The organism is Actinoplanes sp. NPDC021490 (assembly GCF_055562135.1).
In genome coordinates, this window is sequence record NZ_JBVHFW010000020.1 from 64,533 (window position 1) to 75,940 (window position 11,408).

The following is an 11,408-nucleotide window of genomic DNA, read 5'->3' on the forward strand; positions in this document are numbered from 1 at the left end:
TCGGGTTGTCGCCGTCGTGCACCGGGCACGCGGTGTACGCCTGGTCGCCCGTGGGGACGAGGCCGAGGGCGGTAACCACCGCCTCCCACTTCTCCCTCTCCGTCACGCCGCACCGCACTTGCAGCGGTCGCAGAGCCGGACGACTTCAAGGCCGTTTCGCGGGTCGTTCAGCAGATCAACGAGGCGGGCCAAGACGATGCTCTTCACCTGACGCAGTTCGCTTGGCCGGTACGCCTCGTACCAGATGCGAGCAGCCTTGCCGCGCAGTTCGTAGAGCGGCATCACCTGGCCCATACCGAAGGCTCGCCAGTCCTCCACCCAGACCCGCACCTCGGCTCCCACGGGCGAGAAGTCGCCGCACTGTTCGTTGACCCGGACGCCGTACTCGTGCTGGAGAAGATTGACCCGGTGGGCGTCCCAACGCGCTCCTAGAATGGTGCTGCTACGCATTACCTTTCCTCCTTGCTGGTCGGGTTGATTGGGCGGGAGCCGGTACCCCGACCGGCCCCGCCCTTCTGCTTTGCGCGGCTTGCTGCTTCTCCTCAGCGCCCCGCACGGTGGTGCTTTCGACTCCTGCTGCCGTTACCGCTCTAGCTCTTGGTGCGGGTGAAGCTGACCGGGGCTTCGGAGGGAAAGCGGTGCACTGTCCGGGTCGTGGTCTCACCGAATACCGTGGGCCGAGCGAGGTAGGGATACGTGTTGAACATCGCGTCGAGGTACTGGTGGGGGTACTTCGCCTTCAATTCCGCGATGCCGATGGTCTTCGCGACCTCATCCCGTCGCGCGGCAATGCGACCGATGTCCGAGCGCACCGCCTCGATGAACGCCATCGCCTTCGCCGCCGTGATGCGTCGCCCGTCAAGCTGGCGCAGCATCTCGTCGACCGCTTCCCGAATCGGGCCGACCTGTTCAGTCAGCTCCTGAATGCGCTGCTCGGCCTGCCCGTACTCCTCGGCCACCTGCTCTTCGACCCGGCGCACCTCGTCGTTGTCGTAGGCGGCGGCACGCTTGGCGTCCTCCTTGTTCTGGGCGATGGTGTACGTCTGCTCTTCACGAACGGCGAGCTGCCGCTGCGCGTAGCTCAGGTATGCGCCCTCGGTCGCAGGCTCGGTGTAGGCCATGACGCTGCTTGGCCGGTTCTCCTCGAACAGCCGATCTTCTTCGCCGGTGTAGAACGGGCTTCCGGCGTCGAGCCGGGTTTGGTAATCGCGGTTCGCCATCAGATGCTCCGTCCGCTGAGGTGCCGCGCGTACCGGCTGAGGTCGGGGTTGCCCTGTGTCTTGACGCTGGCGATGGTCTGCTCGTGCCGGTACAGCTCGGCCACCTGGCCCTCGGCGCTCTGAAGCAAGTCCTCCAGAGTCTTCAGTCGGCTGGTGAGCTGCTCCGTGTCCGGCTTGCGCAACCGGTTTACTCCTTTACTGCTGATCACTTTGCTGCCTCCATGAGTTCGAGCGCCCACAGCTTCGAGTTGACGCGTGCCTTCTCCAGGTTGTCGGTCAAGGCATTCCGGACGAGTTCTGCCGGGGTGACACCAAGCAGTTCGGCCGTTGCCTTGAGCATTTCGAACTCCGCGTCTCCGAAATAGACCTGCACGCGGTGGGGGTACTTGAGCTTCCTCGGCATGAGGACTCCTTAAGCGGCTTGCCGTATTGCCGGTTAGCAACTTGCCTACAAACAGCATGGGGAAGTAGGGCGCACCTCTGGCGCTCCTTCTTGGTCTTTCTGTCCTTCAGCCCTAGCCGTCCTCTGAGATGGCGTGGGCGAGATGGGGCTAGGTGGTCGGCGTAAGAACCTGTGAGACGTACACATCAAGGTCGCGGCTACTAACGCGCAACTGACCCCTCACGAATCCGGCCGCGAGGGTGCCGTCTTTGATTAAGCGGCGCACTGTTGAAATGGAGACGTCGAGTCTCAGGGCAACTTTGCTAAGCCGCAGCATTTCGTTTTGCATGGGCGGACCTCTCCTAAGAGATAGCCGCCGGGAGCGAACCTCCGCTTAGGCCGTCTATGGCCGTACGGGAAAGGCGCTAACGCCTAGTCGCAGAGCGGGTCGTGCATTCTGCTGAATCCGAGAGAGTATCCCTGGCCTTACGCGTTTAGGTCTCAGCCGTACGGGACTTGGCTCGGGCAGACATGAGCACCGTAACGGCGGACGAGATCACCTGGCAAGCGATCGGATAGTCCGGGGTTCGGCCCCACCCCGAGCCCACCTGCGTCAGGCGTGCTCACCCGTGACCAGGTGAGATCACACAAGCCGCTGACCAGCTCAGATGGCACTGAATCGGTGTGGCTGGGTACCGTTGCTGACCGTGCCAGAGGGACACACCATTCATCGGCTTGCGGCTCGGCATCGGGAGCTCTTTGCCGGGCAGGCCCTGCGGGTCAGCAGTCCGCAAGGGCGGTTCGCGGCCGGGGCCGCGCTCGTTGACGCACGCCGTCTGGTCGACACGGAGGCGTACGGGAAGCATCTCTTCCACCACTACGAGGGCGACCTGAGCGTGCACGTGCACCTCGGGCTCTACGGCAAGTTCGCCGACGGCGGGCCGCCCGTGCCGGAGCCGATCGGGCAGGTGCGCATGCGGCTGATCGGCGACGCGCACTGGCTGGATCTGCGCGGGCCGACCGCGTGTGAGGTGTTCGACCCGGCGCAGGCCCAGATGCTGCGCGACCGGCTGGGGGCCGACCCGCTGCGCGACGACTCCGATCCGGGGGCCGTGCTGAGGAAGGCCGGGTCGAGCGGCAAGCCGATCTTCGCGCTGTTGCTGGATCAGTCGATCGTGGCCGGGTGCGGGCTCATCTATGCCAACGAGGTGCTGTTCCGGGCCGGGCTCGCGCCGGCCACACCGGGCCGCTCGGTCGGGGCCGAGCAGTGGGACGAGCTCTGGACCGACCTGCGCGCGCTCATGAAGGAGGGCGTGGTGCGCGGGCGCATCGACACGGTGCACACCCGGCACACGCCCGAGGCGATGCAGCGGGCGCCGCGCGTCGACCGGCACGGCGGCGAGGTCTATGTCTATCGACGTCCGGGGCAGCCGTGCCTGGTCTGCGGGACCGAGGTCGCGCGCGGGGAAATGGCCGCGCGCAACCTCTACTGGTGTCCTACCTGTCAGCCGTCGGCGTGACGCTGGGCTGCGGGGAAGGGGGCGTCTCGGGTTCGTCCACCGCTTCCTCGCCCGGGATGCCGAGGGTGAAGTTCTCGGTGAGCCAGGGGAGCAGTTTCTCGTACGCCTTGATGGTGGCCGGCTGATTGAAGTCGTGCGACAGCACGATCGCGCCCGGCCGCACCTGCTTGCGGATGTCACCGACCATGCGGGCGATGTGCTGCGGCTCGGTCTCCTTCTCGGGGTGGTCCCAGTCGCGCGGGTCCACCTCCCAGTAGAGCGAGGTCATCTGCGTGTTCGCGGCCACCTTGACCAGCCGCTCGGTGAAGTTGCCGCCGGGGGCCCGGAAGAACGGGATCTTCGCGCCGGGCACGGCGGCCAGGATCGCCTCGTTGGTGCGCACGAGGTCGGCCTGGATCTTCGCCGGCTCGTCCTTGCCGATCTTGAGACTGTGGTCCCAGGTGTGGTTGCAGAGGGTGTGACCCTGGGCGACGATCTGCCGGACGATCTCCGGGTGACGCTTGACCTGCGCGCCGACCAGGCAGAACGTCGCCTTGACCTGGTATTGGTCGAGCAGTTCGAGGATCTTGGGCGTCTGCACCGGGTCGGGGCCGTCGTCGAACGTGAGCGCGACGACCTCGCTGCCGGTGGTGCGCAGCGAGCTGCCCGGGCCGAGATCGGAGCCGGGCTTCTGGCCGGCCTCGGTGGCCTCGGCCGTCGGCGTGCTGGGCTTCGGATCGGCCGCGGTCGGCTCGGGCGCCGGCTTCTCCGGTTTCTTACCGGCCTCCGGCTCTTCCGGCGCGGTGCTCTTGTCCTCGCGTTCGCGCTCGGGCGCGGCCGGTGCCGCCGGCGCCTCGGTCTGCACGCCCGCCACGGCCTGGGCGGCCGCGTTCACCGCCTCGAAGCCGTCGCGGCGCTGCTCGGCCGGCATGGCCAGCAGCAGGATGCCCACCGCGACCAGCGACGCGAGCATGGCCTGCTGACGCTTCTTGCCCACCAGCAGCCACGACTCGATGGGCAGGGTGCCGGGGGCGCGGTGCGATCCGGTGGCCGGCGGGCGCCCGGCCGGCGGGCGCTGAGTCGGGACGCGGACGGCGGCGTGCCGACCGGTGCGAACCGGCCGCTGGTGCCGGGCCGACCGGCTGCGCTGCGAGATGGGCGAGTCCGTCAGAGTCGTCTCGGCGACGCGCGGCACGCTCCGGGTGTGGACGTCGGCCAGGGACTCGGGTCGCCGATGCCGGCCGGAGGGCGCGGCCTCGCCACCCTGGGTCGGAATTCGAGGAGAGTGCGGCGACATCCTGCGTTCCTACCGTGCCGCATGATCAAGCGCGATACCGATTTGGTGGTTGCCGCGTCACGGAAAGCGATAGTTCCTGGCAGAGCGCTGGGGGCGCGTGACCACAAATACGGTCAAAGGCTGGCGTGTACCGCCTCGGTGGCCTTTCGGGCAGCGATCAGAACCGGATCCCACACCGGGGCGAACGGCGGGGCGTAGCTGAGGTCGAGCGCCGTCATCTCTTCGACGGTCATCCGGTTCCAGGTGGCCACGGCGAGCGCGTCGATCCGCTTGGCCGCCTCGGCCCGGCCGACGATCTGGGCTCCCAGCAGCACGCCCGTACGCTTTTCGGCGATCAGCTTGATGGTCATCGTCTCGGCGCCGGGGTAGTAGCCGGCCCGGCTGGTCGAGTCGATGCTCGCGGTCACGAAGGCGAAGCCGGCCGCGTGCGCCTCCTTCGACGTGAGCCCGGTGCGGGCCACCTCGAGGTCGCACACCTTGGTGACGGCCGTGCCGATCACGCCGGGGAACGTCGCGTACCCGCCGCCGATGTTGATGCCGGCCACCCGTCCCTGCTTGTTCGCGTGGGTGCCCAGCGGCACGTGCACGGGCCGTCCGGTGAGCAGATGCCGGGTCTCGACGCAGTCGCCGGCCGCCCACACGCCCTCGACGCCCTCGACCCGCATGCGCAGATCCGTGCGGATTCCCCCGGTCGGCCCCAGCGGCAGGCCGGCGTCCCCGGCCAGCGCGGTGTTCGGGCGTACGCCCAGGCCGAGGACCACGATGTCGGCCGGCAGCGGGCCGCTCGGGGTGAGCACCGCGCGCACCCGGCCGTCCTCGGTCTCGAGACCGTCGACGTGCGCGTCGGTGATCACCTCGACGCCCAGCCCGCGGATGGCCTTCTGCACCAGCGCGCCCATGTCGGGGTCGACCGTCTTGGCCATCGGCTGTGGCGACTTCTCCAGCAGCGTGACCTCGAGGCCGCGGAGCACCATGGCCTCGGCCATCTCGACCCCGATGTATCCACCGCCGATGACGACGGCACGGCGCGGGCGGGGCTCGCGGTCGAGCCAGTCGTGGATGGCCTGGCCGTCGTCGAGCGTCTGCACGCCGAAGACGCCGGCGTCGCGGACCCGCGCCCACTCCGGTGTGAACGGGAAGGCGCCGGCCGCGTAGACCAGATGGTCGAACGGCTCCCGGCTCTCGCCCCCGCCGGCCAGGTCGTGCGCGACCACCTCGCGACGGTCGAGGTCGATGCCGACCACCTCGTGCCGCAGCCGCACGTCGATCCCGGCCTTGCGGTGCTCGTCGGGGGTGCGGGCGACCAGCTTGTCGCGTTCGTCGACCGCACCGCCGATCCAGTACGGAATGCCGCAGGCCGAGTACGAGGTGAAGTGCCCCCGCTCGAAGGCGACGATCGACAGGTCGTCCTCGCCCAGCCGCTTGCGCGCCTGCGAAGCCGCCGACATGCCGGCCGCGTCACCGCCGATGACCACGAGTTTCATCCGGCGTACCCCCGATCCGAAGGACCCCAGCCTACGTCGCCGGATCCTCGCCGCGGGTCAGTCGGACGAACCGGTCGACCACGTCGCTGAGCGAGCCGCCCTGGGCCAGGATCGCCCGCTGCCGGGCGGCGCCGGTGCCGTGCGAGCGCATGCGTCCCATCAGGACGGTGGCCGTCTCGAGGTCGCCGTGCCGCTCCAGCTCGGGCCGCACGTAGTCGAAGAGCTGCCGCATGAGCTTCCAGGCCGGGCGCGGCTCGCGGGTGGCCATGTCGATGTTCAGGCCCTCGAGCCCGTCGTGGGCGGCCCGCCAGTGCGCGGCCATCAGCAGCGGGTGCGGCACGTCCGGGGCCGGGGTGCCGTTGCGCACCTCGTTGAGCAGCGTGGCGACCAAGGCCCGGGCCAGCGCGGCCAGCAGCACGGCGTCGTCGGTGGTGGGCATGACGTCGCCCATCCGGATCTCGACGGTGGGGTAGCGCGCGGACAGGCGGGCGTACCAGTAGAGCATTCCCTCGTCGAGCATCGCGCCGCTCGCCTCGAGGTCGGCTACGAGCGTCTCGTACTCGGCGAACGACCGCAGGTAAGGCGTGGGGCCGACGGTGGGCCAGCGCTCCCACATCAGCGAGCGCCAGCTGGCGTAGCCGGTCTCGCGGCCGTTGAAGAACGGGGAGTTGGCCGTGGCGGCCTGGAAGATCGGCAGCCAGGGTCGCAGGTGGTTGAGGATCTGCACGCCGGTCTCGTCGTCGGGCACGCTGACGTGCACGTGCGTGCCGCACAGCCCGGGTCCGGGGGAGAGGTCGCCGAAGCGTTCGCGCATGCGGTGGTAGCGCGGCTTGTCGACGATCCGGATGTTGGGCCCGGCGGCCGGCCCGGCGCCCATCGCCAGCAGGCGCGCCCCGGCCTGTTCGGCCGCGCCGGCCACCGCGGAGCGCAGCTCGCGCAGGGCCTGGGCGAGCACCTTGAGGTCGAGCTGGGGCGGGCTGGCCACCTCGATCTGCCCCCGGGTCAGCTCGTGTTGCACGGCGTCACCCAGCTCGGGCGGCACGTGGTCGAAAACCGCCTCGACCGCTTCCACGGCCCGCGGCTCCACCGCGTCCACCAGCAGATATTCCTCTTCGACGCCGAGCGTGAGCAGGTCGTGGGACTCGGCCTTCTCAGCCAGCTCCGGGTCGATCGTGGTCGACCCCGCGGCACCCGTATCCATGCGGCACGGCTTACCCGGTCCTTGCCGCACAGAAACTGTGCCAGTTCCCGGTATCAAAGGGCAATTGACGGAAGTCCATATTGACAGGCCTTTGTAACCGGCGTGAAATCCGCGTGAGAGCGCTCTCAAACCCCCCTCAGGAAGGCGCGGAACTCATGTCTCGAAAGCGGATGCGGAGCCTGCTGGCAACGGCTGCGGCCCTGCTCGCAGTGGCTGCGACCACGATATTCACCATGCAGGCCAACGCCGCCGTCCCGGGTGCCCCGCCCGGGATGTCGCTGGTCTTCAGCGACGATTTCACCGGCGCCGCGGGCACCGGACTGAACCGTTCCAGCTGGCTCTACGACATCGGGCACGGATACCCGGGCGGCGCCGCCAACTGGGGCACCGGCGAGATCGAGTACATGACCGACTCGACGAACAACGTCTACCAGGACGGCAGCGGCAATCTGGTGATCAAGCCGCTGCGCGACTCGGCCGGCAACTGGACCTCGGGCCGGGTCGAGACCCAGCGGACCGACTTCGCCGCCCCGGCCGGCGGCAAGGTGCGCATCGAGGCGCGGATCCAGCAGCCCAACGTCAGCGGGGCCGCGGCCGCCGGATACTGGCCGGCGTTCTGGGCGCTCGGCGCGGCGGCCCGGCCGGTCGGCGCGTCGAACTGGCCGAGCATCGGCGAGTGGGACATCCTGGAGAACATCAACGGCCGCGACTCGGTCTTCGCCGCCCTGCATTGCGGCAGCAACCCGGGCGGCCCCTGCAACGAGACGACCGGCCTGACCAGCGGTGAGCGGCCCTGCAACGGGTGCAAGACCGCCTTCCACACGTACGCCTTGGAGTATGACCGCAGCACGTCGCCCGAGCAGCTGCGGTGGTATCTGGACGGCGCCAACTACTTCACCCTGACCTCGAACTCGGTCGACGCCACCACCTGGAACAACGCCACGCACCACGGCATGTTCGTGATCCTCAACGTGGCCATCGGGGGCGGGTTCCCGGCCGCGTTCGGCGGCGGCCCCACCGCGGCCACCCAGCCCGGCGTGCCCATGCTGGTCGACTACGTGGCCGTCTGGCAGAGCTCGGGTGGCGGCACCACGCCGCCGACCACGCCCCCGACCACGCCTCCCACCACCCCGCCGACCGGTGGCACGCGGGACGCGTTCTCGCGGATCGAGGCCGAGTCGTACAACTCCTCGGCCGGGGTGCAGGTCGAGACCTGTTCCGAGGGCGGGCAGGACGTCGGCTACATCGCCAACGGCGACTGGCTGCAGTTCAACAACGTCAACTTCGGTTCGGGCGGCGTACGGGACTTCGTCGCGCGGGTCGCCTCCGGCGCCGGCGCCGGGGTCAGCGGTCTCCTCGAGGTGCGCCTGGACAGCCGCGGCAACGCCCCGATCGGCAGCTTCGCGCTCGGCGGCACGGGCGGCTGGCAGACGTGGCAGTCGATCCCGGGCAACGTCTCGGGTGTCACCGGCACGCACACGGTCTTCCTGACCTTCTCGAGCGGGCAGCCGGCCGACTTCGTCAACGTGAACTGGGTCCAGTTCCGCAAGTAGTTCGATGTTGATCGATGGACCAGGGACCCCTCCCTGGTCCATCCATCTTTAAGGATGTTTAAGGGTTCGCCCTCTGGACTTTTACTGTTAACAGTCCTAATGATTGATACATCTCATTGGGTGTCCGTGGAGGGACGTCATGAAGCGCTCCAGATCGATAGTCCTGACGACCGTGGCGGCACTCGTGGCCGGCGGCACGGCGACCTACTTCGCGAGCACGGCCTCGGCCGCTGCGGCCTGCGCGCCGGCGTGGAGCGCCACGCAGGTCTACACCGGTGGCAACACCGCCTCGCAGAACGGCACCAACTACAGCGCCAAGTGGTGGACGCAGAACGAGTCCCCGGCGACCCACAGTGGACAGTGGGACGTCTGGAAGAACGACGGCGCCTGCGGCAGCGGTCCCACGACCCCGCCGACCACGCCTCCGACGACCCCGCCCACCACGCCTCCGACCACTCCGCCCACGACGCCTCCGACCACTCCGCCCACCACCCCGCCGTCGAACGGTCAGCTGCCCAAGCACTTCCTCACCGGCTACTGGCAGAACTTCGACAACGGCGCCGCCCCGCTCAAGCTGGCCGCCGTCCCCAGCAACTACGACCTGATCGCGGTGGCCTTCGCCGACGCGGCCGGCGCCCAGGGCGCGGTCACCTTCAACCTCGACCCGGGCCTGGCCGCGGCGGTCGGCGGATACACCGACGCCCAGTTCCGGGCCGACATCGCCACGCTGCACTCGCGCGGCAAGAAGGTCGTCATCTCGGTCGGCGGTGAGAAGGGCACGGTCGCCGTCAACAGCGCCGCCGCCGCCACCGCGTTCGCCGACTCGGTGCACCGCCTGATCACCACGTACGGCTTCGACGGGGTCGACATCGACCTGGAGAACGGGCTGAACCCGACCTACATGGCCCAGGCGCTGCGCAGCCTGCGCTCCAAGGTGGGCGCGAGCCTGATCATCACGATGGCCCCGCAGACCATCGACATGCAGTCGCCGCAGTCCTCGTACTTCGCGCTCGCGCTGAGCATCAAGGACATCCTCACCGTGGTGTTCACCCAGTTCTACAACTCCGGCTCGATGCTCGGCTGCGACCAGAACGCCGCGTACAGCCAGGGCACGGTGAACTTCCTGACCGCGCTGGCCTGTATCCAGACCCAGGGTGGTCTGCGCCCCGACCAGGTCGCGCTCGGCCTGCCCGCGAGCACCCGCGCCGCCGGTGGCGGTTACGTGGCCCCCACGGTCGTCAACAACGCGCTCGACTGCCTGGCCCGGGCGACCAACTGCGGCTCCTTCAAGCCGCCGGCCACCTACCCGGGCATCCGCGGCGCGATGACCTGGTCGATCAACTGGGACGTCACCAACGGCAACGGCTTCGCCAACACGGTCAAGCCGCACCTCGCCACCCTCCCCTGAACTCCCCACCCCTCAGCAGGAGAATCCCCGTGAAACTGAGCAGGAAGCTGGTCATCGCCGGCACCGTCGCGCTGGTCGGCACGGCCGCCGCGGTGCTGCCGATGGCCGCCTCGAGCGCCGCCGCCGCGTGTGCCCCCGCGTGGAGCGCCTCACAGGTCTACACCGGTGGCAACACCGCCTCGCAGAACGGCACCAACTACAGCGCCAAGTGGTGGACGCAGAACGAGTCCCCCGCCACGCACAGCGGTCAGTGGGACGTCTGGAAGAACGACGGCGCCTGCGGTGGTGGCACGACCCCGACCACGCCGCCCACCACCCCGCCGACCGGGCCGACCACGCCGCCGACCACGCCTCCCTCCAGCGGCACCAAGATGGCTTCGGCGCCCTACGTCTATCCCGGCTGGGGCAACCCGCCGGCGCCCGCGACGGTCGCCGCGGCCACCGGTGTCAAGGCGTTCACCATCGCGTTCGTGCTCGCGAGCAACGGCTGCAACCCGGCCTGGGACGGCGAGAGCGGCCTGACCGGCGGCGCGCACGCCAGCTACATCGCGCAGGCCCGCGCGGCCGGCATCGACATCGTTCCGTCGGTCGGCGGGTGGAGCGGCAACAAGCTCGGCCCCAACTGCTCGACGCCGGAGGCGCTGGCCGGGGCGTACCAGAAGCTCATCGACGCGTTCCAGCTCAAGTCGATCGACATCGACATCGAGAACTCGGACGAGTTCGAGAACACGGTCGTCCAGGACCGCATCCTGAACGCGCTGAAGATCGTCAAGCAGAAGAACCCGTCGGTGAAGACGATCCTGACCTTCGGCACCTCGACGACCGGCCCGAACTACTTCGGCACCCGGCTCGTGCAGCAGGCCAAGGCGCTGAACGCGAACATCGACATCTTCACCCAGATGCCGTTCGACTTCAGCGGCGGCGCCGACATGTACGGCTCGACCGTGGGCGCCACCGAGGGTCTGAAGAACCTGCTCAAGACCACCTTCGGCTACACCGACGCCCAGGCCTACTCGCACATCGGCATCTCGGGCATGAACGGTCTCTCCGACCAGCAGGAGCTCACCAGCGTCGACACGTGGACCCGGATCCGCGACTACGCCAAGAGCAAGGGCCTGTCCCGCTTCACCTTCTGGTCGGTCAACCGCGACCGTGGCTGCGCCGGGGGCGGCGTGGTCTCGGACTGCTCCGGCATCGCGCAGGCCGACTGGGCCTTCACGAAGATCAGCGCCGGTTTCTGATCCTTACCCGTCCCCAGACGCGGGGGGGGGGCCCGCGGCCGCGCGGGGGGCGGGTGGCACCGAGTTGTTGTGGCCCCGCGCCGCGGGGGCGAGGACGAAAGCCCCCCAACCGGGGTAGAGGGA

Annotated in this window: 12 protein-coding genes; 4 read left to right on the forward strand and 8 right to left on the reverse strand. The window is 69.1% G+C overall.

Going from position 1 to position 11,408, the window contains the following annotated elements:
* Positions 1-102: 102 nt before the first annotated feature.
* The 5 genes from ACZ3I4_RS38950 to ACZ3I4_RS38970 all read right to left on the reverse strand — a co-directional run bounded on the left by ACZ3I4_RS38950 (position 103) and on the right by ACZ3I4_RS38970 (position 1,951).
* A complete protein-coding gene (locus ACZ3I4_RS38950; RefSeq protein WP_465387136.1) occupies positions 103-450 on the reverse strand; it encodes a hypothetical protein in 348 nt (115 codons plus the stop codon).
* A gap of 140 nt (positions 451-590) precedes the next feature.
* Entirely contained in the window at positions 591-1,220 is a 630-nt protein-coding gene (locus ACZ3I4_RS38955; protein WP_465387137.1) for a hypothetical protein, read from the reverse strand.
* Complete coding sequence (locus tag ACZ3I4_RS38960) at positions 1,220-1,429, reverse strand: hypothetical protein (RefSeq protein ID WP_465387138.1); 210 nt, start codon at positions 1,427-1,429, stop codon at positions 1,220-1,222. Before ACZ3I4_RS38960 ends, ACZ3I4_RS38955 begins: the two co-directional genes overlap by 1 nt.
* Positions 1,426-1,623, reverse strand: a complete 198-nt coding sequence (locus ACZ3I4_RS38965) for a hypothetical protein (RefSeq protein ID WP_465387139.1) — start codon at positions 1,621-1,623, stop codon at positions 1,426-1,428. Before ACZ3I4_RS38965 ends, ACZ3I4_RS38960 begins: the two co-directional genes overlap by 4 nt.
* A gap of 148 nt (positions 1,624-1,771) precedes the next feature.
* Positions 1,772-1,951 (reverse strand): helix-turn-helix domain-containing protein, encoded by a 180-nt coding sequence (locus tag ACZ3I4_RS38970; RefSeq protein WP_465387140.1) that lies wholly within the window; start codon positions 1,949-1,951, stop codon positions 1,772-1,774.
* A 358-nt stretch (positions 1,952-2,309) separates the two neighbouring features.
* On the opposite strand from ACZ3I4_RS38970, the gene ACZ3I4_RS38975 reads away from it, so the two are divergent.
* Positions 2,310-3,122, forward strand: coding sequence for an Fpg/Nei family DNA glycosylase (locus ACZ3I4_RS38975; protein WP_465387141.1), 813 nt, complete (start codon positions 2,310-2,312; stop codon positions 3,120-3,122).
* Here ACZ3I4_RS38975 and ACZ3I4_RS38980 read toward each other — a convergent pair.
* The 3 genes from ACZ3I4_RS38980 to ACZ3I4_RS38990 all read right to left on the reverse strand — a co-directional run bounded on the left by ACZ3I4_RS38980 (position 3,100) and on the right by ACZ3I4_RS38990 (position 7,083).
* Positions 3,100-4,398, reverse strand: a complete 1,299-nt coding sequence (locus tag ACZ3I4_RS38980; RefSeq protein WP_465387142.1) for a polysaccharide deacetylase family protein — start codon at positions 4,396-4,398, stop codon at positions 3,100-3,102. The two genes, ACZ3I4_RS38975 and ACZ3I4_RS38980, sit on opposite strands and share 23 nt — an antisense overlap.
* A gap of 113 nt (positions 4,399-4,511) precedes the next feature.
* Positions 4,512-5,882, reverse strand: coding sequence for an FAD-dependent oxidoreductase (locus ACZ3I4_RS38985; RefSeq protein ID WP_465387143.1), 1,371 nt, complete (start codon positions 5,880-5,882; stop codon positions 4,512-4,514).
* Between the two features lie 31 nt (positions 5,883-5,913).
* Positions 5,914-7,083, reverse strand: coding sequence for a carboxylate-amine ligase (locus ACZ3I4_RS38990; RefSeq protein ID WP_465387144.1), 1,170 nt, complete (start codon positions 7,081-7,083; stop codon positions 5,914-5,916).
* Positions 7,084-7,253: 170 nt separating this feature from the next.
* Here ACZ3I4_RS38990 and ACZ3I4_RS38995 point away from each other — a divergent pair, with 170 nt between their 5' ends.
* The 3 genes from ACZ3I4_RS38995 to ACZ3I4_RS39005 all read left to right on the forward strand — a co-directional run bounded on the left by ACZ3I4_RS38995 (position 7,254) and on the right by ACZ3I4_RS39005 (position 11,285).
* On the forward strand, positions 7,254-8,636 hold the full coding sequence (locus tag ACZ3I4_RS38995) for a carbohydrate-binding protein (protein WP_465387291.1): 1,383 nt from the start codon (positions 7,254-7,256) through the stop codon (positions 8,634-8,636).
* 139 nt (positions 8,637-8,775) lie between these two features.
* Positions 8,776-10,044, forward strand: coding sequence for a chitinase (locus tag ACZ3I4_RS39000; RefSeq protein ID WP_465387145.1), 1,269 nt, complete (start codon positions 8,776-8,778; stop codon positions 10,042-10,044).
* Positions 10,045-10,073: 29 nt separating this feature from the next.
* A complete protein-coding gene (locus ACZ3I4_RS39005; protein ID WP_465387146.1) occupies positions 10,074-11,285 on the forward strand; it encodes a carbohydrate-binding protein in 1,212 nt (403 codons plus the stop codon).
* The last annotated feature ends 123 nt before the right edge of the window (positions 11,286-11,408 follow it).